This is a genomic window from Agrobacterium sp. El2ro-1b (assembly GCF_048298475.1).
Taxonomy (GTDB): domain Bacteria; phylum Pseudomonadota; class Alphaproteobacteria; order Rhizobiales; family Rhizobiaceae; genus Agrobacterium; species Agrobacterium fabrum.
The window spans coordinates 590,538-612,699 of sequence record NZ_CP103459.1; the positions used below are offsets into that span (position 1 = coordinate 590,538).

Below are 22,162 nucleotides of genomic sequence, written 5' to 3' on the forward strand. Positions count from 1 at the left end.
TGCGCGGCGGTGCATCTTGCACCCCGCGCATTCGTTTTAGTGGATTTTAGCAATCAGCGTTCTCAAACGGCGAGGAAACCGCCATCAACAGGCAATACGGCGCCGGAAATCATCTTGCTGTCGTCGGAGAGCAGGAGCGCTATGCTCTGCGCCACCTCTTCTGCTTCCGCAAAGCGGTTAAGCGGATGACGAACCATCATCGGCTGGCTCTTTTCTGGATCGTTCCAGGCTTCGGCGGCGAGTTCAGTTAGCGTAATGGTGGGCGCAACGGCGTTGACGCGGATACCGTGGGGGCCGAGCTCCTTGGCAAGAACGCGGGTTGCACCTTCCAGCCCAGCCTTCGACGCCGCATAGCACAAATGATCCTGAAAACCGCGATGGCCGGCAATCGAGGTGATGTTGACGATGGCACCACCGCCGCCATTTGCGACGCGGGCGCGGGCGAACTCCTGGCAGGTGACGAGCGCAGCGCGCAGGTTGATACCCAGCACGGCTTCATAACCCGCATCGCTCATGTCCAGCACGCTTTCCAGCACGTTGATGCCGGCGCTGTTGATAAGGAAATCGCAGGGGCCAGCTTCCGCCATGGCCGCGCGGGTGGCGGCGACGTCGGCAAGATCGACACGGATCGACCGTCCGCCGATTTCACTTTTCAGGCTGTCGAGATCGGACTGGGTGCGGCTGATCGCAACCACTTCCGCACCGCGCGCGGCCATCAGCTGCGCGCAGGCGCGGCCGATGCCTTTGCCTGCCCCGGTGATGATGACGGATTTTCCGGAAAACTGCATAAAATCCTCGTTATTTGCGGCCGATGAGGCCGGATGATCTAAGTTTTGACAGCGCTTAGGAATGGCTGGCGGAACGAATGGCGCGCGCCGCATTCTGCAGCGCCAGAAACGCGTCGTAACGCGCCTGGTGAATCTTCTGAAAATCGGGATCGGGCATTGCACTGCTGTCGATACGCGACATCGCCGGCATGGCGGCCATCAGGTCCGGATAGTTTCCGGCAGCGACAGCACCAAGCATCGCAGATCCAAGAAGCACCGGCTCCTCGCACTCGATCAGTTCGACCGGGAGGCCGGTCGCGTCCGCCAGCAACTGCCGGGCAAGCGGATGAGCGCCTGCCCCACCGCTGACGCTGATGGTTTCCACCGGCGCGCCGTTGCGGGCCTGTGTTTCGATGATCTGGCGAAGCCCGTAACCAAGGCCGAGAAGCCCCGCCACATACAGCGCGACGAGGGAATCCACGCCCGTCTCCATGCCATAACCGGCAATGACCGCGCGGGCATGCGGATCGGCAAAGGGCGCGCGATTCCCGAGAAACTCCGGCACCACATGAAAATCTTCGGCAATATCAGCTGCGGCGGAAGCGGACGCGGCGAGGCTGAGAGCACGGTCGGCGAGCCAGACCGGCAGGGCTTTTCCATCCTTCCCGGCAAGAGCCTTCGCCTCGGTAAACGCCGGGTGCAATTGCACAAGATAATCGATGGCTGCACCGGCGGCAGACTGGCCGCCTTCATTGAGCCATGCGCCAGGAACCATAGCCGAATAATAGGGACCCCAGACACCCGGCACAAAGGCGGGCTCAGTGGTGGTCGTCATGGTGCAGGACGAGGTGCCGAAGACATAACCGAGGCATCGTGACGCATCACCGCCCGCAGCCACCGTACCGACACCCCCGGCATGGGCGTCGATCAGGCCCGCCGCAACCGCGGTGCCTGCAACCAGACCCATGGCCTTTGCCGCATCTTCGGTCAGGCCGTTACCCAGCGCCGTACCGGGATGAACAACGCTCTCACCAATGCGGCGAAAGCCCTGCTCCGCCAGATCGCCAAGGCCGATCTTGGTGAAATATTCCGCGTCCCAGCGGTTTTCGTGGGCGAGATAGGTCCATTTGCAGGTGACCGTGCAGGCAGAGCGATCGAGCGCGCCGGACGCCTTCCAGGTCAGAAAATCTGTCAGGTCGAAGAAATGCTCGGCACGGGCATAGATATCCGGCCGGTTTTCGCTGAGCCACAGCAGCTTGGGCGTCTGCATTTCCGGTGAAATGCGCCCGCCGACATATTTGAGAACCGAATGTTCGCCGGCATTGATGCGTTCAGCCTGCTCGACAGCACGGTGGTCCATCCAGACGATGATATCGCGCTCGGGATGATCGGCAGCGCCGACCGGCAGGGTCTCTTCACCGGGTCCGCGCACGACAAGCGAACAGGTGGCGTCGAAACCGATGCCGGCGACCTCGGCCGGATCGATACCGGCGCTCGAAACGCTTTCGCGGACGCTGTCGCAGACTGCCTGCCACACCTCTGCGCTCGATTGCTCGGCAATGCCGCCATCCTCGCGATGCATGCTGATCGGGCGCTTGGCGGTGGCGAGAAGCTTGCCCGCGACATCGAAGACACCGGCCCGCGCCGAGCCGGTCCCGACATCGACGCCAACAAGATAGGAAGCCATTTGCGATACTCCTCGGAGCGGATCATCCGGTGCTTGAACAGGTTGAAGCGGCGGGACCGGTTCCGATTTCCCCGCCGCTCCTGAAGTCTTAAACGAGGTCGAAGTTGGTCGGCAAGACCAGCATGTCGCGGATGGTGACGGTGCGCTTGCGCGTCAGCATATAAACGACGGCATCAGCCACTTCGCTCGCATCAATGAGGCTGCCTGATTCCTTGGCCTTGCGGAGGTTTTCCTCCGGCCAATCGGCCAGAAGTGCCGAGACGACCGGGCCGGGAGAGACCTGCGCGACGCGTACGCCGTGCGGGATCATCTGGCGGCGCATGCCCTGCACGAAGCTGGTGATCGCCCATTTCGAGCCCGAATAGACCGGCTCCCAATAGGTCGGGAAATGGCCGGCGATCGAGCAGGTGACGATGATATCACCCGTCTTGCGATCCGACATGTGCGGCACGACGGCCTGCACATTCTTCATCACGGCATTGACGTTGAGGTTCAGCATCTTGTCGATGGCTTCAGGCGTCGTTTCGGTCAGCTCGCCGCCGATATAGGTGCCGGCATTGCAATAGAGAATGTCGATATGATCGACTTTCCCCAGGATTTCCGGGATCATGGCGTTGCAGCTGTCGGCATCCAAGAGGTTGGTGACCTGCGGAATGGCGCGTTCGCCGAGCTTGGTGGCCAGATCATTCAAGGCTTTCTCGTTCCAGTCGACCATGACCACGGTTGCGCCCTGTTCCAGCAGCGCTTCTGTGGTTGCAAGCCCGATGCCGGATGCGGCGCCGGTGATGACCGCGATCTTGCCTTGCAGCGATTCAGACATTTAGTTCTCCTGCGTTTATGAAGGTGTTTCCGGGCCGGCTCAGCGCCATTCGCGCCCGATATAGATGGCCAGCAGAATGATGCCGCCCTTGATGACATCCTGCAGATAGGGGTTAATGCCCATCAGGTTGAGGCCGTTATTGAGGATGCCAAGCAGCACCGCGCCGATGAGCGTGCCGAGAATAAGCCCCCTGCCGCCGGCAATCGCCGTGCCGCCCAGAACGACCGCCGCAATAGCGTCCAGTTCGAAGCCAACACCGGCATTGGGCTGGCCGCTCATCAGGCGACCGGTCAGAATGAGAGCGGCGAAAGCTGCCGTGACACCCGAGATGCCATAGACGGCAAGCTTGACGCGCCGGGTCTTCACCCCCGAAAGACGGGCGGCAAGTTCGTTACCACCGAGCGCATAGACGTGGCGGCCGAAGGCCGTGCGCTGCAACAGCACCCAGGCCACCGCATAAATAACCACCATGATGATGACCGGCACCGGAACGATGCCGACGCGGCCGACGCCGAACCAGGAAATCCAGCTCGGAATGCCGCTGACCGGGTAACCGCCGGAATAGATGAGGCCGAGGCCACGGGCCATGCCCATGGTGGCAAGCGTGACGATGATGGCCGGCATCCTGCCCCAGGCGACAAGCGCCCCGTTGAAGATGCCGATGCCGAGCCCGATGAAGAGGCCAGCCGGCAGGGCGATCGCGGGAGACAGGCCGGTATTCACCATCAGGCCGGCCGACAGTGTGCCGACCAGCGCCATGACCGCACCGACCGAAAGATCGATGCCGCCGGTGAGAATGACGAAGGTCATGCCGACAGCAAGAATGCCAACGACGGAAACCTGCCGCAGCACGTTCATGATGTTGTTGACGCTGAAGAAATTGTCGCTCGCAAGCCCCATGAGGATGGATACGACAATCAGGCCCGCCAGCGGCAGGGCGAGCGGCGAGCGCAGCATGGCACTGAAACTGAAACCGCCCGTTTTCGCGGCAACGCCGGTGTTTGCATCAAGCGACATGTTCAACTCTCCCGGTGGTGGCGTTTGTCATTATTGTTTCTGAATTGATGTCTTCGCCTTCGACCGTGGCGACGATGCCGCCGGAGCGGAAGACGCAGACCCGGTCGGACATGCCGATCACTTCCGGCAGTTCCGAGGAGATCATGATGATCGAATGACCCCTGGCGGCAAATTCGCGCATCAGCGAATAGATTTCCGCCTTCGCGCCAACGTCGATGCCGCGTGTCGGCTCGTCGAAGATCAGCACGCGCATGTCATGGTTCAGCCAGCGGGCGATAACGATCTTCTGCTGGTTGCCGCCCGATAGCGTGTCGACGCGGGCATAAGGCCCCTGCGCCTTGACCTGCACCTGCGCCATGGCCTTTGTCGTGTGCTCCAGTTCCTTTTTGAGATCGAGGAACCAGTGGGCCTTGCGGTATTTGCGATAATTGTTCAGCGAAATATTCTGCAGGATGGAGAAGCTGGTGATCAGCCCTTCCTCCTTGCGGCTTTCCGGCAGCAGGCCGATGCCGCGCATCAGCGCATCGTCGGGCCCGGATAAACGCGTATCCACACCATCAAGCTTGATCTTGCGGCGCGAAGCGGAATGCGCACCGAGCATGGCCAGCACCGTTTCCGTGCGGCCCGAGCCGACGAGCCCGGCAAAGCCGAGGATTTCACCCTTGCGCAGCGAAAAGCGTGAGACAGGGCCGCCCTTCTTCAATTGCAGTTCTTCGACTTCGATCACCTTTGCGGCGGAAGGATCGAGCTGCGGCTTGGGCGGGAAGCTGGCTTCGATGCGCCGGCCGACCATCATCTCCACCAGACGGTCATTGTCGACCTCCGACGTCAAGCAGGAGCCAATCAACTCGCCATCGCGAAGAACGGTGATGCGGTCGCAGATCTCGAATATTTCCTCGAGGTGATGCGAAATGAAAATGATCGCCACGCCCTGACGGCGCAGCTCGCGCATGACATTGAACAGGTGTTCTGTCTCGGAGGGCGTGAGTGTGGCGGTCGGCTCATCGAGCACGAGGATGCGGGCATCCAGCGACAATGCCTTGGCGATTTCGACAAATTGCTGCTGGGCAACCGACAGTCGGTGCACCGGCACGTCGAGCGGCACATCCACGGCCAGCCGGCCCATGATTTCGGCCGCGCGCTTGCGCATCGCGCCCTTGTTCAGAAGGCGCAGCGGCCCGCGAATTTCGCGGGCAAGGAACATGTTTTCAACGGCATTGAGATAGGGGATCAGGCTGAATTCCTGAAACACGATGCCGACGCCAGCGGCAATCGCCTCATCATAATTGGCGAAGCGGCGATCCTTGCCGTCAATGCGGATCGTTCCCTCCGAGGGCTGCAAAATGCCGCACAGGATCTTCATCAAAGTCGACTTGCCGGCACCATTTTCGCCCAGAAGCGCATGCACCTCGCCGGCGCGCGCCTCAAGGTCGACGCCGCGCAGGACTTCGATCTTGCCAAAGCTTTTTCTTATTCCATTCAGTTCCAGCATTTCACCCTCCTCAATGGCCGGGACTGCCCCGCCCCCGCATGAAGCGGGGACGGGACGTGGGAGGCGTTCTTACCAGCTGAACTCGCCGGCGTTCTTGCTGTCGACGACCATAACGTCGATCGGGACTTCCTTCGGCACGACGCGTGCGCCCCACTTCTGGGCAAGCGCCATGGCAAGGCCGACACGCACCTGGTCACGCGGGAACTGCGCGGTGGTTTCGATGAAAGGGCCACCGTCGGCAATTGCCTTCACAGCTTCCGGAGCGCCATCCACCGAGGTGAGCTTGATGTCCTTGCCAGAACCCTGGATCGCAGCAAGCGCACCCATCGCGCCGCCGTCATTCACCGAGAAGATGCCGGCGAGGTTCGGACGCGACTGGATCATGTTTTCAACGACGCCGAGCGCAACCGAGCGGTCCTGACGGCCGTTCTGCGTATCAACCAGCTTGATGTCGGCGAATTCGGCGAGAGCCGCCTTGCAGCCTTCAACGCGCTGAAGGATCGGCACGACCGGGATACCGTCGAGGATTGCGACTTCACCCTTGCCGCCGAGCGCGTCACCGAGATGTTTGCACGACTTGTAGCCCGCGTCACGGTTCTTCGAACCGACGAATGTGTCGACCGGGCCGTTAGCGTTAGCATCGACAGCAACAACAATCACGCCGGCAGCCTTGGCAGCGTGCACGGCAGCTTCGATGCCGGCGGTGTCGGTCGGGTTCAGGAGCAGAATGTCAATCTTCTGCTGAAGCATGTCTTCAACGTCGGAAATCTGCTTTGCGACATCGTGGCCGGCATCGGTCACGACGACCTCAGCACCGATGCTTGCGGCGGCTTCCTTCAGCGCTTCCTGCATCGACACGAAATAAGGGTTGTTGAGTTCCTGGAAGGTCATGCCGATCTTCAGCTTTTCCTGCGCCAGCGCCGGAGCGGCCATCATTGCAATTGCGGCTGTCGCCATCAGAAACTTGGATTTCATTTTCATCTCACTCTTCCTCCCGTTTGGAAAGTTGGGGCAGCAGGTGCCCGTTTCCGGACAGACCTCTGCCCGAATTGGTAAAAATCGGCGATGTGTCGCTGGTTTACTCCGCCATGACCGCTGCCTTCTGGGCTGCGAAAATGGTCCGGAACCTCGACGGCGACATTCCCTTCAGTTTCAGGAAATGCCGGTTGAAATTCGAAAGGTTGGAAAAGCCCACATCGTAGCAGACCTCCGCCACCTTCACCTCCTGATCCGCCAAAAGCATCTGGCAGGCGAGATCGATCCGCAACTGATTACGATACCGCACCAGCGTCGTGCCCGTGTGGCGCTTGAAGGCGCGGGAAAAGGCGCTTGGGCTCTGGCCCACCATGTCGGCCAGATCGATTTCCTCGACCTGCTCGGTCAGGTGCTGGCGCAGATGCGACAGGGCGCGGTTGATGCCGCTATCGCCAATGCCGGTCAGGTCCAACTCGTAGCTCAGGCTCGCCAGCACTTCTGAAGACGGCGCATTGACCAGCAGATCGAGAATTTCCCAGAAAAGCGCCAGACGCGTCAGCCCCTGCGCCTCGATCAGACGAAGCACCAGCGGGCGAACCCGGTCGCTCGTTTCCTCGTCGAACAGAATACCGCGGCGGCTGCGATCCAGCAGTGCCCGCACCACATCCATCTCGGCCATGGAGGCGCAGGCATCTTCGATAAAGCTCTCCGGAAACTGGATCACGAGAGAGCGTGTCGGCACGATTTCGTCCGGCTCGATCTCGCTGATCCAGTTCTGGGGGAGATTGGGACCGGTCATGATGAGCTGACCGGGGCCGAAGCGACCGACGAAATCACCGATATAAAACGTGCCTGAGGTGGCGACGACCAGATGAATTTCATATTCGGGATGGTAATGCCAGCGCACGGTGCGGAACGGATAGCCATGCCGCCAGGCAGCGAAGGATTCGCCCTTGCGGATGTGCACCAGTTCCAGATCGGGCTGCATCATGGTTCCTCCCATCAGTCGCGTCCGCCGCATTTGCGGAGAAAGCCATTTCCTCTAATGGCTCGTCCAAGGCGTTGATGAGGAGCATATGGCGTGCGGCATCCCTGCATCCACATCACGCCGAAGAAATTGCCGATACTTTTTTGACTCTTTTTTGTCAGGAATTGAAGAGTCGCCCGATAGGACTGACTATAAACGCGGCGACGGCGCCGATTTTTCCGCTCAATTTGGCGTGATGCGCTGAAACAATGCGCAACCGGAGTCGATATCTGGTGAAATCTTGACGTGTAGCCTGCCGGATGGCGGCAGGCCACACTCATACTTTTCCGCACCATATCTGCCGCTCAATCATCAGCGGCCGACTTCGTCTTTTATTGCGGCATGACGATCTGCAACTTCACATCCGTTTCCCGCGCTTCCACCGCACGGTCGAAACCGGCGATACTGTCTTCGAAGGGAATGGTGGCCGAAATCAACGGCTTGAGATCGACCTTGCCGGAGGCGATGAGGGCTACCGCGCGGTCATAGACATTGGCATAACGGAATACCGTTTCCACCCGCAGCTCCTTGGCTTGCAGTCCAACGATATCGACCGGCACCGGATCGACCGGCATGCCAACGAGCACGATGGCACCGCCCGGCCGCGCCAGTTTCGCCATGCCGAGTACGGCGGGTGCCGCACCTGAGCATTCGAAGACGATATCGCAACCCCAGCCATCCGTGGCGACCGAAACCGCTTCGGCGAGGTTGCGCTCGCGGATGTTGACGGTCTCGATGCCGTCGTAAGCGGCGATGATATCAAGCTTCGGCTGAGCGAGATCGGCAACGATGACCTTGGCGCAACCGCCGGCAAGCGCTGCCAGCGCCACCATCATGCCGATCGGACCGGCACCGGTGACGACGGCGATATCGCCGGGCTGGATGCGCGCCCGAAGTGCCGCCTGCATGCCGATGGCGAAGGGTTCGACCATCGCCCCTTCGGCAAAGGACACATTGTCAGGCAGTTTGTAGGTGAAGGCCGCGGGGTGGATGACCTCAGGCGTCAGGCAGCCATGGATCGGCGGTGTCGCCCAGAAGCGGACAGCGGGATCGACGTTGTAGATGCCGAGTTTCGAGGCTCGCGATGTGGCATCGGGGATACCAGGCTCCATGCAGACACGGTCACCGGCCTTCAGATGGGTGACGTCGGAACCGGTTTCGATCACCGTACCGGAGGCTTCATGGCCGAGCACCATGGGCGCGTTGACGACAAAGTGGCCGATCTTGCCATGGGTATAATAATGAACGTCCGAGCCGCAGATGCCGACCGTATGGGTGCGAATGCGCACATCCTTCGGTCCGAGTTCACCGGACCCGGCGCCTCCGGGAATGTCAAAATCCCTGAGCGAGAGTTTGCCTTTTTCTTCCAGCACCAGTGCCTTCATCTCATCCTCCGTGGTTTGCGATACGCCTAGCAGCGAATTCAGTAAGCGTGATGGCGTGCAACTTCGGCAAAAGTAAATAGAAATCCGCTGGATCGGCAGGTTTTTCTTCGCGACGGAAAAACTGTATCGAGACGCCTGCGATTTCTCATCACTGGCGTGATGTCATGGCCTTTCTGGAGCGGGACAGAGAGCATGATTCGTCCGCCGGCACCGGGTTGTAGTGCCTGTTCGTGGCTGCAATTGTCCACGCAATACGCGCGAGGGTAAAACGCGCCAGTCATCCAGCCGGCACGCCGTGCAAACTGACGAAAAGCGTGGCTGTTTAGCTTATCCTTTGTCTCACGAACGCAGGGCGGCAGCGGGCGACTGGCGATAGGCGAGCAGCGCCGGTATCGCCGCAAGAATGGCGGCAAAGCCCATGAGGAAGAGCGCAAGACGCAGATCCTCTCCGGTGAAGCCAACAGGCAGGATCACGCCACTTTTTGCGGTGAAGAGCTGCGCACCAATATGGGCTGCCCCCAATCCCAGCAGAAAACCGATGCCGACGCCAAGCGCCACCAGAAAAAATAGCTCCAGCCAGACGATGGCGAAGACCGAGGCACGGGGCGCGCCGAATGCCCGCAACGCGCCGATCTGCCGACGCCGTTGCCCGACATGAATGACCGTGACAAGCATCAGCGCCGCCGCCACCAGCCCTTGCGAACCGGCGGCAACTGCGCTCAGCACCGTCTTGGCGTCGCCAAGCGTCGCATATAGGCCGGTCAGCACCTCGCCCGGAAATACGCCGAGCGTATTGCCGCTGCGATATTCCTGCCGCAGGCGATAGGCATCAGCGATTGTTTTCGGCTTGACGAGAATGGCCGGCAGGCCGGGCAGGCCGTCGCCAAAGCTTTCGACGATCGGCGCATCAGGATCGATACCGCCGTGATGCTCACCGTCTTCATGGGCGTGATCGTGACCGTCCGCATGCTGATGTTCGCCGGCATGTGCATCCGCATCGCCCTCACCATGGCCTTCCTCATGATCCGCGCCGAGACCATGAACGTGCCAGACGGCCTGGATCGGCACCAGAATGGCGCGATCCCACGGCGTACCGGTCGGCTGCAATCTGCCGACAACCGTGTAGGCGATCTCGGTATGGGTGTGGCCACCGGTCTCGGCGCTGCCATGCATCGGCTTGATCTCGGCGCCGACGGAGAGATTGACGGCGGCCCCAAGCACGGCCTCACCTTCCAGCGCAAACATTTTGCCCTCGGCAAAACCCGGCGTCGTATTGCTGACGAGGTTCGTCGTCGTGCCGACAATCGGGTAACCGGCGAAGGAATCACCAAACCCGACCGGCGCGGCCCAGGCAACACGTGGATCGGCGGCAAGTCTGGTGAGAACAGCGCCATCCACGAGCGGCAGGGGCGCTGCCTGCAGGAAGATGGATGACAGGATCAACTGGGTTTCGCTGCCGGCCGCGCCGATGACGAGATCGAATTTATCGGCGGCGCGGGCACTGCCGAGACGCAGTGACCGTTCCTGCAGCGTGACCGCCACGCCAAGCGCCGTGGCCAGCGCAACGAGCAGAACCACAACGGCCCCACCCAGCCACAGGCGACGCAGGTCGGCGAGGATGAAGCCGATCATGCCGCGATCTCCTTGCGCTCGCTATCGGCGACGATACGGCCGCCGCTGAGGGTCAGACGCCGGTCGAGACGACCGATCAGATACTGGTCGTGGCTGGCGACAATCAGCGTGCTGCCGGTGCTGTCGGCGACCGATAGAAGCAGGTCGCCGACAGCCTCGCCGCTTTCGAGATCGAGGCTTGCGGTCGGCTCGTCGGCGATGATGACGCCGGGGCTGCGCAGCAACGCCCGTGCAATGGCGACACGCTGCATTTCACCGCGGGACATGGTTTCGACGTGCTGCCCGGGGCGCTTGAGGCCGACGGTCGCAAACAGGGATTCGGCACGTTTCATCAGGTCCGCATCCGCCACACGCGACAGGCGGGCGGGCAGCAGAATATTATCCAGCGCGGACAGGCTGGGAAACAGATGAAACTCCTGCATGACGAGGCCGATATTGGCGGCCCGCCAGCGGTCCCGACGCCCTTCCGACACGTCAGCGATATCCTGCTCGCCCCAGACGACGCTGCCGGCCTGCACGCGCTCGAGACCGGCGATGATGTTGATAAGGGTGCTCTTGCCCGAGCCGGAGCCACCCGTCAGCGCAACGCGGCTGCCGGCAGCGATGTGCAGATGGTCGACAACGAGGACGGGCGCCGCAAGCCCCGGAAAGGAAACCGCAAGACGATCGATTTTCAGAGAAAGCATGGTCTCAAACCGTCGCGTATTCCGCCTGGCGGATGCGCAGCAGGCTGACGAAACCGGTCTCGGGATCGGTCCACGAACCCATTTCCAGCGTGCCGCGCACTTCGATCGTCTGGCCGGGCTGGGTAAAGGTCTGTTTCTCGCCGAGATAAACAACGACGATATTGTCCGGCCAGTCGGCATCCGTGGAGCAGAACGGGCAGATAGACATGGGTATTTCGGTCAGCACGAAAAACTGCGCTTCGGCCTTCAGAGGCGGCGCCATGAAACCGCGCATGGCGATTTCCTTGCCGTTCAGCTGCTTGACCTTTTCGGAAAACTCCAGCCCGAGGACGCTGACCTTGCCATAAAGCTCGTCAAAGGTGAGGTCGCTTGTCGCCTGCGCGCGCGTACCGGCGGCCAGCAGCGGCAGCCCGGCAATGAGACCCAATGTCTGACGGCGGTTGAACCGCGCCTGATCAGGCTTGCCCATGACCATTCTCCTGTTTGAAAGGTCTTTCTTCACCAGCCGCCTTGGACGGGCAATGCAAGACCGGAAATTACAGCAAGAGCACGCCATGGCGGCGCGCCCTTGCCCGGTTCATATCAGTTGGTCTGCTTCGCGCCGAGTGCGAAAGCTTCGGCAAGACCCTTGTAGACGTCGCTCTGTTCCATATAACCACGGAAGCCTTCGGCACCGGGGCCTTCGGCCTGCAGCACGACGTCGTCAACCGCGTGGACACCGCTGTCCGAGCTCTTCGGGATGATGCCGGTAACGAGCACGGCACCGGGAACATCCTTGTACTGCTCGTTGGCGACATATTCCTTCTTTTCGTTCTGGACGGCCGGCGTGAACGGTCCATCGAGCTTCGGACGGAAGGTTTCGTAGTGGTCCGGACCGTTATTGGCGTTCAGGAACAGGCGACGGGAAACGTCGACCTTATCCGGATAACCGTCGCCGTCCTTGTCTTCGTAGTTCGGGAAACCCGCTTCGGCATAGGTGCCGACCTTCTCGCGCATTTCGGTGCCGGGCTTGTTGTCATCGACGGTGCCGATGATGGAAACGCCGTGCGTGTGGTCGCCAGTGACGATGATCAGCGTATCGGGGTTTTTCGCCGCAAATTCGCGGGCGATGCCGATGGTCTTGTCGAATTCAATCGTTTCGAAGATGGCGCGGTCCCAGTCGAGCGGGTGTGACATCTTGTCGATGCTGGCCGCTTCAACCATCAGGAAGAAACCTTCCGGGTTCTTCGAAAGGTTGTCGAGTGCCACTTTGGTCATGTCGACGAGACCGGGCTGGTCCGGAAATTTGGCCGTGGTGCCCTTCTTCAGGAACTCGCGATCGAGCACAGCGTCCATGTTACCAGTGTGGAACAGGCCGAGGATCTTGCCGGTATTGGTGCCGGCAGCCGTTGCGAGTTCCGCCTTGCTGGTCGCCAGCGAGTAGCCGGCTTCCTTGAACAGGGCGATATAGTCCTTGTCGTCCTTGCGCTTGGAGCCGGCCGTGGCCTGCGGCAGGAAATAAGCGGAGCCGCCACCAAGAAGAACATCCGGCTTCACGTCGAACAGCATGCCATTGATTTCGGCCTTGTCGCCACGCTTGCGGGTGTGGGCGACGACGGCGGCCGGCGTCGCATCCTGCACTTCGGCGGTGGTGACAATGCCGATCGACTTCTTGGTCTGGCGGCGCAGCGCTTCGGCCAGCGTTTCCACCTTCGGATCGTCGAGCGAGGCCGGCGTACGGTCGGCATAAACACCGATGGCGTTCACGGCGGTCTTGTGACCGGTCATGTAGGCCGACATGGTGTTGGCGCTGTCGGTGGCGACGGCGTCGGTGGCGGAGGTGCCGATGAAGGCGACCGGCGGCACGTCGTCCATGTTGAGACGGCCATTGGCCTTACCCTCGGTCATGCCCTTGGACATGATGCGGGCGGCGGTGCGGTGGGCGACCGACAGGCCATCCCCGAGCAGGAAGATGACGTTTTTGGCCTTCGCCTGGGCAGGCGTGCCATAAACAGTCCAGGTGACGTGCTTCGTTTCTGCACCGGCGGAAACTTCGACCTTGTAGTCACCGGCATTGGCGAGCGAGACGCCGCGCAGGATGACGGCCGAACCGAGCACCTTGTCCTTGTTCTTTTCCTCGGCGACGAATTCCGCGTCCTTGCCGAGAGCAGCTTTGTAATCCTGGCCATTGACGGTGACCTTGACGTCTTCCGGCTTCACGACGGAAGCGAACTCGACTTTGAAATCGAATGGCGAACCGGTCAGGATCGTAGCACGATCAAGCGGATAAACCTCGGCAGCCTGAACGGCGCCGGCAAGAACGGTCGTGGCGACCAGAGCAGCAACGATTTTGCGCATATTCCCCTCTCAAGACGTGTGAAAACCACGTCCTGTCCTAGACCCGCCACATGACAGTTGCATGACTTGCAGCCAGCCTTATTGTGCGTTGCGGGAATTCAGGGATTTCACAGCGCCCGTATCAGCCTTTCCTGATCCGCAGCCCCTCCAGAAAAGTGCGGAAACTCGCGACTGCGCGTTTCGAGGTCGTTTCGGGGTCGTCGGAATTTGCGATCCATTGGGCGGCACTGCTGCTCGCCGCATTGATGAAGCGGGCGCATGCCTCCGGATCGATGTCGCCAACGGTGCCCTCCTCCTTCAGCGCGCTGAGGCTGCGCGCAACGGCTGAGATGCAGCCATTGGCATTGGGCCATCGGGATGGATCACCGAGCACCGCCGGCCCGTCGCGAAACATGATCCGCTGGATTTCCGGTTCGAGCGCCATGCGCACATAACCGACATTCTCTTCGACAAAACCCTCCCACCGGGTCTCGGCACTTGAGGAGATATCACAGAGCCTCTTTGTCATCTCCGCGTCGATCTCGGCCACAACAGCCATCAGCAGGCCCTTTTTATCGCCAAAATGGTGATAGAGCGCGCCGCGGGTGAGACCTGCCCCCGCGGTGAAATCATCCATCGAGGCTTCCGCATAACCGATACTGCCAAAGGCCTTGCGGCCGGCAGCCAGAAGCTTCGCCCGCGTCTCGGCAATCATTTCACTGCGAGGTTTGCGCACTCTTTTCTCCAATCTTCACATACGAAGCGTATATTAGTTGACATACGCCCCGTATGCAATTATCTCATTCACATACGCCACGTATGTATGTGGTGGACACCCGTTGAACAAGGTGCATCCCGATGTCTAATCCATACAGAGAAATTTTCCGCGCTCCAGGTGCAAAAGGCTTTTCCGCTGCCGGTTTCTTCGCCCGTCTTCCCATTGCCATGGCCCCGATCGGTATCGTCGCCATGCTGTCGCAAACCCATGGCGAATATTGGCTGGCCGGTGCGGTTTCGGCGACCTTTGTCCTGACCAATGCGGCGGCTGCACCCCAAATCTCCCGGCTGGTGGATCGCATGGGGCAGAGCCGCGTCCTCATCCCCGCCACCATCATCTCGGTCATCGCCTTCGCCGCATTGATCATCGCGACAAAACAGAGATGGCCGGCCTGGACATTGTTCCTGTCCGCCTTTCTCGCCGCCGCCATGCCGAGCATTCCAGCCATGATGCGCGCCCGCTGGACGGAAATCTTCCGCGACCGGCCGGAACTCAATACGGCTTTCGCCTTTGAATCCGCCGCCGACGAGCTTGTTTATATCGCCGGTGCATCGCTTTCCGTCGGCCTTGCGGTTTCCCTGTTTCCGGAAGCCGGCATGATGATCAGCACCACTTTCCTGGCGCTCGGCACCTTCGCCTTCCTGCTGCAACGCTCAACCGAACCGAAAGTGCGGCCGGTGGAAAGCGGACACAGGCAGCGTTCGGCCATCTTCCTGCGCCCGGTCCAGATCATCACGCTCGCCCTGATTTTTGTCGGCTCGACTTTCGCCACGGCCGAGGTGAGCGCCGTCGCGATCACCAAGGAGCTTGGCCAACCTGGAGCCGCCAGCCTCGTCATCGGTGTTTATGCCATCGGCTCTTTCGTGGTCGGCCTCACTCTCGGCGCGATCAATCCGAAAATGTCGTTGCAGCGACAATTGCTGATCGCCGTCAGCGTGCTGGCGCTCACCGCGCTGCCACTCCTCGTCGCCAATAGCAGCGTTGCCCTGCTGGCCTTTGCCGTCTTCTTAAGCGGCGTGGCAATCTCTCCCGTCTTCATCACCTCATTCGGCCTGATCGAGCGCCGCGTGCCGGAATCGATGCTGACGGAGGGTGTCACCTGGGTCATGACCGGCATTGGCATAGGCATGGCGTTCGGTGCCTTCATCTCCGGTTGGGTGATCGACAATTTCGGCCCGGATAACGGTTTCTGGGTATCGGTTGCCGCAAGCCTGACCACAGTCGCCATCATCAGCCTTGGTCAGCGCAGCCTGTCGGGAGAAACACGGGATTCGTGCTCGGCATCTGCGGTGCAGCAGCCCGCCGAATAAGAGGAGACGACAGACGTCTTCCGCTGCGAAACCTCGCTAGACAAACCGCAACTGTATGGGCTGAGACTGCGGGATCAGCCCATTCGCTCGGACACGTGTTCCCCGGGTGATGCCGGGAAGACCACCGTCCTGTTGCCGTTCAGGAAGACCCGCTGATGAATATGGGCATGGATGGCGCGCGCCAGAACCTGGCTTTCCACATCCCGTCCCAGGCTCACATAATCCATTCCGCTCTGGGCATGGGTCACGCGGATCGTATCCTGCTCGATGATCGGCCCTTCATCGAGATCGGCGGTGACATAATGGGCGGTCGCGCCAATAAGTCTCACCCCGCGTTCATAGGCCTGCTTATAAGGGTTGGCGCCCTTGAAGGACGGCAGGAAGGAGTGATGGATATTGATGATGCGGCCAGACATTTCCTGACACAGCTGGTCCGACAGAACCTGCATGTAGCGCGCCAGCACCACGAGTTCGGCGCTGGTATCGCGCACTACCTGCAGTATCGCCCCTTCCGCTTCGGGTTTCGTTTCCGGCGTGACGCGGATGTGATGGAAAGTAATATCCTCGTTCACCACCTGTTTCTGGTAATCGAGGTGATTGGAGATCACCGCGACAATCTCTACCGGCAGCGCGCCGATGCGGGAGCGATAAAGCAGATCGTTCAGGCAATGGCCAAAGCGCGAGACCATGATCACGATCTTCTTTTTTTGCGAAAGATCGTGAATGTCATAGTCCATATCGAAATCAGCCGCGACGGGACCGAAGCCATCAAGCAGCGCTTCCCGTCCCGATCCCTGCTCGGAAATGAAGCTCAGCCGCATGAAAAACCGGCCGGTCTCCTGATCGGTGAATTGCGAACTGTCGTTGATGTTGCAGCCGGACCTGGCGAGATAACCGGAAACGGCGGCGACGATGCCGCTGCGGGCCGGGCATGAGACTTTCATGATATAGGTGTTCAAATCCTCCTCCCTGACTGATGCACGCACGGACAGATCGCCCGCGCCGCGGCGCAGATCGTCCATAAACGGCGCTGCGGCCATAAACTGGATGCCGGTCCCGACTATATTCAGGACCGACACAGTGATCTACGAGACGTAGATCGGGAACGCCTCACAGAGTGCGGCAACTTCTCCCCGCACCTCCGCCTCGACCGCGCTGTCGCCCTCGGCATTGATTGCCAGCGCATCGATGACGCGCAGGATCAGCGCACCGATCTTTTCGAACTCGGGCACGCCGAAACCGCGGGTGGTGCCGGCCGAACTGCCGAGCCGGATGCCCGAGGTGACGAATGGCTTTTCCGGGTCATTGGGAATGGAGTTCTTGTTGCAGGTAAGTCCCGCCCGTTCGAGCGCGATTTCGGCAATCTTGCCGGTGACGCCCTTCGGGCGCAAATCGACCAGCACCATATGGCTGTCGGTTCCGCCCGAGACGATGCCGAGACCACCTTGCGTCAGCACCTTGGCCAGCGCCTGTGCATTGGCGATCACCTGACCGGCGTAATCGGAAAATTCCGGGCGCAGTGCCTCGCCGAAAGCCACGGCCTTGGCGGCGATGACATGCATCAGCGGGCCGCCCTGATTGCCGGGGAAGACCGCCGAGTTCAGCTTCTTGGCAAGCTCGGCATCATTGGTCAGGATTACGCCGCCGCGCGGGCCGCGCAGGGTCTTGTGTGTGGTCGAGGTGGTCACATGGGCATGCGGCACCGGGTTCGGATATTTGCCGCCGGCGATCAGGCCGGCATAATGGGCCATGTCGACCATCAGATATGCGCCGACTTCATCGGCAATCTCACGGAAGCCGGCAAAATCGATCTGGCGCGGATAGGCCGATGCGCCGGCGACGATCAGCTTCGGCTTCGTTTCCAACGCTTTCTCGCGCACCTTGTCCATGTCGATGAGGTGGGTTTCGGGGTCGACCTCGTAGGAGACGACATCGAACCACTTGCCGGACATCGTCACCGGCGAACCGTGGGTCAGGTGGCCGCCATGGGCGAGCGAAAGCCCCATGATGCGGTCGCCCGGCTGCAGCAGCGCCAGGAACACGGCTTGGTTGGCCTGCGCGCCGGAATGCGGCTGCACATTGGCGAATTCAGCGCCGAAGAGTTGCTTCAACCGATCGATCGCAATCTGTTCGACCTTATCCACGAATTCGCAACCGCCGTAATAGCGCTTGCCGGGATAACCCTCGGCATATTTGTTGGTCAGCACCGACCCTTGAGCGGCCAGAACATCGGCGGAAACGATGTTTTCCGAGGCGATCAGCTCGATCTGCGTCTTCTGGCGGTCGAGTTCCTCGGCGATGGCGTCGGCGATAACCGTGTCCGAAACGGTATTGTGTGACAGGCGGTTCAGCATGGTTTTCTCCTCCCAGAATCAGGCGATATCAGCTGCAAGTTCCCTGCAGCCGGTTTCAAGCAAATGGCCAAGATGCGACACGAAGCTGTTCCAGACATCCATGCGGAAACGGTTCTCCGCATCGCGCCACAGCACCACGGTCACGCCGTCGAAAATCGTCCGACGTCCCTCGCCGACGCCAATCGTCTCGATATCGCGGGCGCAGCCCAGCGTCAGCAGTTCGGCGGCCTGCGGACCCTCGATCAGCAGCGTCACCTCGCGTCCGGAAAGATCGACGAGACTGTGCGGATGGCTGGCATAAACGCCTGCGCAGGCAGCAACCAGCCGGTCGGCTTCGGTCATCGGTGTCAGGATGGTCCATTCATCCGGACCAAGGCGCAGAACCTCGGTTTCGCCTGAAGCGGCGCGGGCGCCGATCTGCTCGGGCAAGGTCAAGCCAAGGGCGGCGTTAAGCGGGGCCAGATCGCCGCGCGCCCGCAGAGACAACCGCGCCTGCGCGGCCAAGACGCTGACCCGGGCAGCTTTGCTCTCGGCAAGCACACCTGGAACGGGGGAGGAAACGCGCATGTTCATTGTCATCTCCGGGTCAGATTTTCAGGCGGGTGTTTTCGGGATCGACAAAGACCATCCCGGTGATTTTCGCGGCAATGGTGCGCTCCAGCATCGGAATATAGACGGTCTCGCCCATTCGCTCATGTCCGCCTTCCACCAGCGCCAGCGCGATCGGCTGGCCGGCCGCATCCGAATGATAGGAGGAGGTCACATGCCCCACCATTTTCATCGGAATCGTCTGTTTGGGATCGAAGACGATCTGCGCGCCCTCCTCCAGCTTGGAGCGGTCTTCCGTCAGAAGACCGACGAGATGGCGGCGGCCCTTGGCGACGAGATCGGGACGGGCAAGGCCGCGCTTGCCGACGAAATCGGGCTTTGATTTGCCGACCGCCCATCCCATCGCTGCGTCATAGGGCGTCACCGTGCCGTCGGTATCCTGTCCGACGATGATGTAGCCCTTTTCGGCGCGCAGCACATGCATGGTTTCGGTGCCGTAAGGTGTGATGCCATATTGCCGGCCGGCCTCCCACAGGATTTCCCAGAGCTTGCGGCCGAGAGGTGCCGGCACATTGATCTCGAAGCCGATCTCGCCGGTAAAGCTGACGCGGAACAGCCGCGCCGGCATGCCGGCCACGGTGCATTCCAGGCAGGACATATGCGGGAAGGCCTCTTCCGTCAGCTCGACGCCTTCCAAAAGCGGCGCAAGCAGCTTGGCAGCATTCGGGCCGTTGAGCGCGATGGTCGACCATTGTTCGGTGGTCGAGGTCAGCCAGACATTGAGATCGGGCCATTCCGTCTGGAGGTAATCCTCCATCATGTTCAGCACGCGGGCTGCACCGCCCGTCGTGGTGGTGACATGGAAACGGTCCTCGGTCATGCGGCCGATGACGCCGTCATCACGGATAAAGCCGTCATCACCGAGCAGCAGGCCATAACGGCAGCGGCCGGGAGCGAGCTTCGTCCAGGGGTTGGTATACATGCGGTTCATGAACTCGACAGCATCGGGACCGACCACTTCGATCTTGCCGAGCGTCGAGGCATCAAAAATGCCCACGCTCTGGCGCACCGCCCGGCATTCACGGCTGACCGCCGCATCAATGTCTTCACCCGGCTTCGGGAAATACCAGGCGCGACGCCATTGCCCGACCGGCTCATAGACTGCGCCATGCTCCTCAGCCCAGCTGTCAATCTGCGTCTTGCGCGTCACCTCGAAATGCTCGCCGCGATGATAACCGGCAAAGACTCCGAAGGTTGTCGGCGTGTAAGGCGGGCGGAAGGTCGTCAGTCCCACCTGCGGCTGGGGTTTGCCAAGTGCTTCCGCCGCGATGTTGAGGCCGTTGATATTGGACATCTTGCCCTGATCGGTGGCCATGCCGTTGGTCGTATAACGCTTGACGTGTTCGATGGAGCGCATGCCCTCGCGCACGGCGAGCCGCAGGTCCTTCGCGGTCACGTCATTCTGGTAATCGACGAAGGCCTTGGCCTTGCCGGCGTCGCGGTCACTCGGCAGTTCGGTGTGGGAAACGCCGCTGCCTGTACGATCATATTCCACCGCATGGCTGGAAGCGGTAGCCGTCTTGCCAAGTGCCGCGGCGACTTCGCGGCCCCGTTCCGCGCCGTCCTTCAGCGCGGCCTCGATGCCCCAGAGCCCGCGCCCGGCGCCTGCAATCAAGCAATCCTCATTGGTGAGGGCCGGCAGGAAGGTCGTCCGCTCATCGTCCCAGGCAAGCTTGCCCTGCGTATGGGAGAAGAGATGCAGCGACGGCGTCCAGCCGCCCGACATCAGAACCGCGTCGCAGGTAATCTCCTGTCCCGCAGCGACTGTCGAACCATTTACCGGATTGACGCGAACCGACTTGACGCGCAGCCGTCCCGACGTCGCCGTGACCGTATGCGACAGCTTGACCGGAATGCCGAGCGCACGCGCCTCGTTCACCAGTTCCTCGCGCACCTTGGCACGGGTATCGACAATGGCCTGAACGCGCGCGCCGGCACCATGAAGATCGAAAGCGGCATACCAGGCACTGTCATGGCTCGTCACCACCACCGGGCGGTTGCCGACCTTGACGCCATAGCGGTTGAGATAGGTCTGGGCAGCGCCTGCGAGCATCACGCCCGGCCGGTCATTGCCGTGGAAGACCAGCGGCTTTTCCAGTGCACCCTGCGCCAGCACCACCTGACGCGCCCGAACGCGCCACAGGCGTTCGCGCGGCGTATCCTTCGGCACGGTTTCGAGATGGTCGGTCAGCTTTTCGCAAAGGCCGATCATGTTCTGGTGGTAATAGGCAATCGCCGTCGTTCGCGTCATCACCTTGACGCCCCGATCCTTCAGGGCCTTCAATTCATCCGCCAGCCAAGTCCATGCGGGCTTGCCGTCAATCTTCGCCTGGGGTTCGGACAGCAGCGTGCCGCCGGCTTCGGCATTTTCATCGACCAGCACGACCTTCAGGCCATCGACCGCCGCCGCGCGCGCGCCTGCAAGGCCCGCGGGACCGGCACCGACGATCAGCACATCGCAATGCAGGTTGCGCGAGGCGTAGGTATCGGGGTCTTCCTCCTTGGGTGAAACGCCAAGACCTGCGGCCGCGCGGATGAAGGGCTCATAGACCTTGTTCCAGAAGCTCTTCGGCCACATGAAGGTCTTGTAGTAGAAGCCGGCCGAAAACAGCATATAGGCCATGTCGTTGACGGCGCCGATATCGAATTTCAGGCTCGGAAATTTGTTCTGCGAGGTGGTTTCCAGCCCGTTCCAGATTTCCTGCACAGTGGCGCGGGTATTCGGCTCAAACTGACCGGCGCCACGGCGGGTGCCGATCAGCGCATTCGGCTCCTCGGAACCCGCCGCCACCGGGCCGCGCGGGCGGTGGTATTTGAACGAGCGGCCCATCAGATGCACGCCATTGGCGAGAAGCGCCGAAGCAACGGTATCGCCCTTGACGCCGCGGTAGCTCTTGCCGTCGAAGGTGAAGCTCACGGAACGGGCAGCATCCACCCGGCCACGGCCGGAAACGCGATAGGAGTTCATTTCGACACCTCGGAGCTTGCTGGTGACCGTGTCAGGGAAGACAGTTCAGGGCGCGGCTCGCCGGCGCGATAGGTTGTCAGGAACCGGTCGCTCACCGTGTCGCGCACGGCGTTGAAGAAGCGGCCGCAACCATGCAGGTGCCGCCAGCGCTCGAAATGCGGCCCTTTGACGTTTTCGCGGATGAACAGGAATTCCTCCCATTGTTCATCGCTCTGCGACGAGGGGTCGGCGGCGCGGACGATATGGGCCTGTCCGGCATAGGTGAATTCGGCTTCGGGCAGCGTTTCGTTGCAATAGGGGCAGCGGATCAGCAGCATGGTGTTATCCTCGGAGCATTTC

The 22,162-nt window shown here is 61.1% G+C and carries 19 protein-coding genes; 1 reads left to right on the forward strand and 18 read right to left on the reverse strand.

Annotated elements, in window-relative coordinates:
- Positions 1 to 62 precede the first annotated feature (62 nt).
- The 13 genes from NYR50_RS16980 to NYR50_RS17040 all read right to left on the reverse strand — a co-directional run bounded on the left by NYR50_RS16980 (position 63) and on the right by NYR50_RS17040 (position 14,540).
- Positions 63 to 788, reverse strand: a complete 726-nt coding sequence (locus NYR50_RS16980; protein WP_174011569.1) for an SDR family oxidoreductase — start codon at positions 786 to 788, stop codon at positions 63 to 65.
- A 55-nt stretch (positions 789 to 843) separates the two neighbouring features.
- A complete protein-coding gene (locus NYR50_RS16985) occupies positions 844 to 2,454 on the reverse strand; it encodes an FGGY-family carbohydrate kinase (RefSeq protein ID WP_418137676.1) in 1,611 nt (536 codons plus the stop codon).
- An 88-nt stretch (positions 2,455 to 2,542) separates the two neighbouring features.
- Positions 2,543 to 3,274, reverse strand: a complete 732-nt coding sequence (locus NYR50_RS16990; RefSeq protein ID WP_418137677.1) for an SDR family oxidoreductase — start codon at positions 3,272 to 3,274, stop codon at positions 2,543 to 2,545.
- Positions 3,275 to 3,313: 39 nt separating this feature from the next.
- Positions 3,314 to 4,291 carry an ABC transporter permease gene (locus NYR50_RS16995; RefSeq protein WP_006315915.1) on the reverse strand — a complete coding sequence of 326 codons (978 nt, stop codon included), beginning with the start codon at positions 4,289 to 4,291 and terminating at the stop codon, positions 3,314 to 3,316.
- Positions 4,281 to 5,783, reverse strand: coding sequence for a sugar ABC transporter ATP-binding protein (locus NYR50_RS17000; RefSeq protein ID WP_174011557.1), 1,503 nt, complete (start codon positions 5,781 to 5,783; stop codon positions 4,281 to 4,283). Before NYR50_RS17000 ends, NYR50_RS16995 begins: the two co-directional genes overlap by 11 nt.
- Positions 5,784 to 5,852: 69 nt before the next feature.
- Positions 5,853 to 6,764: an ABC transporter substrate-binding protein gene (locus NYR50_RS17005; RefSeq protein ID WP_174011554.1), complete on the reverse strand. Its 912-nt coding sequence runs from the start codon at positions 6,762 to 6,764 to the stop codon at positions 5,853 to 5,855.
- 97 nt (positions 6,765 to 6,861) lie between these two features.
- On the reverse strand, positions 6,862 to 7,746 hold the full coding sequence (locus tag NYR50_RS17010; protein WP_174011856.1) for an AraC family transcriptional regulator: 885 nt from the start codon (positions 7,744 to 7,746) through the stop codon (positions 6,862 to 6,864).
- Positions 7,747 to 8,117: 371 nt separating this feature from the next.
- Positions 8,118 to 9,170, reverse strand: coding sequence for an NAD(P)-dependent alcohol dehydrogenase (locus NYR50_RS17015; RefSeq protein ID WP_174011551.1), 1,053 nt, complete (start codon positions 9,168 to 9,170; stop codon positions 8,118 to 8,120).
- Between the two features lie 339 nt (positions 9,171 to 9,509).
- Positions 9,510 to 10,802, reverse strand: coding sequence for an FtsX-like permease family protein (locus tag NYR50_RS17020; protein WP_174011548.1), 1,293 nt, complete (start codon positions 10,800 to 10,802; stop codon positions 9,510 to 9,512).
- Positions 10,799 to 11,488 carry an ABC transporter ATP-binding protein gene (locus NYR50_RS17025; RefSeq protein WP_418137678.1) on the reverse strand — a complete coding sequence of 230 codons (690 nt, stop codon included), beginning with the start codon at positions 11,486 to 11,488 and terminating at the stop codon, positions 10,799 to 10,801. Before NYR50_RS17025 ends, NYR50_RS17020 begins: the two co-directional genes overlap by 4 nt.
- A gap of 4 nt (positions 11,489 to 11,492) precedes the next feature.
- Positions 11,493 to 11,957 carry a hypothetical protein gene (locus NYR50_RS17030; RefSeq protein ID WP_174011542.1) on the reverse strand — a complete coding sequence of 155 codons (465 nt, stop codon included), beginning with the start codon at positions 11,955 to 11,957 and terminating at the stop codon, positions 11,493 to 11,495.
- Between the two features lie 113 nt (positions 11,958 to 12,070).
- Positions 12,071 to 13,825 (reverse strand): alkaline phosphatase, encoded by a 1,755-nt coding sequence (locus NYR50_RS17035; protein ID WP_418137679.1) that lies wholly within the window; start codon positions 13,823 to 13,825, stop codon positions 12,071 to 12,073.
- A gap of 121 nt (positions 13,826 to 13,946) precedes the next feature.
- Positions 13,947 to 14,540 carry a TetR/AcrR family transcriptional regulator gene (locus NYR50_RS17040; protein WP_174011536.1) on the reverse strand — a complete coding sequence of 198 codons (594 nt, stop codon included), beginning with the start codon at positions 14,538 to 14,540 and terminating at the stop codon, positions 13,947 to 13,949.
- A gap of 122 nt (positions 14,541 to 14,662) precedes the next feature.
- On the opposite strand from NYR50_RS17040, the gene NYR50_RS17045 reads away from it, so the two are divergent.
- Positions 14,663 to 15,892 carry an MFS transporter gene (locus NYR50_RS17045; protein WP_174011533.1) on the forward strand — a complete coding sequence of 410 codons (1,230 nt, stop codon included), beginning with the start codon at positions 14,663 to 14,665 and terminating at the stop codon, positions 15,890 to 15,892.
- 74 nt (positions 15,893 to 15,966) lie between these two features.
- Here NYR50_RS17045 and purU read toward each other — a convergent pair whose 3' ends face one another.
- The 5 genes from purU to NYR50_RS17070 form a co-directional block, all read right to left on the reverse strand.
- Positions 15,967 to 16,836: a formyltetrahydrofolate deformylase gene (purU, locus tag NYR50_RS17050; RefSeq protein ID WP_418138267.1), complete on the reverse strand. Its 870-nt coding sequence runs from the start codon at positions 16,834 to 16,836 to the stop codon at positions 15,967 to 15,969.
- A gap of 141 nt (positions 16,837 to 16,977) precedes the next feature.
- Entirely contained in the window at positions 16,978 to 18,246 is a 1,269-nt protein-coding gene (gene glyA / locus NYR50_RS17055; RefSeq protein WP_174011527.1) for a serine hydroxymethyltransferase, read from the reverse strand.
- A gap of 18 nt (positions 18,247 to 18,264) precedes the next feature.
- Positions 18,265 to 18,819, reverse strand: a complete 555-nt coding sequence (gene soxG / locus NYR50_RS17060; RefSeq protein WP_174011524.1) for a sarcosine oxidase subunit gamma family protein — start codon at positions 18,817 to 18,819, stop codon at positions 18,265 to 18,267.
- A 13-nt stretch (positions 18,820 to 18,832) separates the two neighbouring features.
- The gene (locus tag NYR50_RS17065) at positions 18,833 to 21,823 is read right to left on the reverse strand and encodes a sarcosine oxidase subunit alpha (protein WP_174011521.1); all 2,991 of its coding nucleotides are present in this window, start codon (positions 21,821 to 21,823) and stop codon (positions 18,833 to 18,835) included.
- Positions 21,820 to 22,140, reverse strand: coding sequence for a sarcosine oxidase subunit delta (locus NYR50_RS17070; protein WP_174011518.1), 321 nt, complete (start codon positions 22,138 to 22,140; stop codon positions 21,820 to 21,822). The genes NYR50_RS17065 and NYR50_RS17070 overlap by 4 nt, the downstream gene beginning before the upstream one ends.
- Positions 22,141 to 22,162 lie beyond the last annotated feature (22 nt).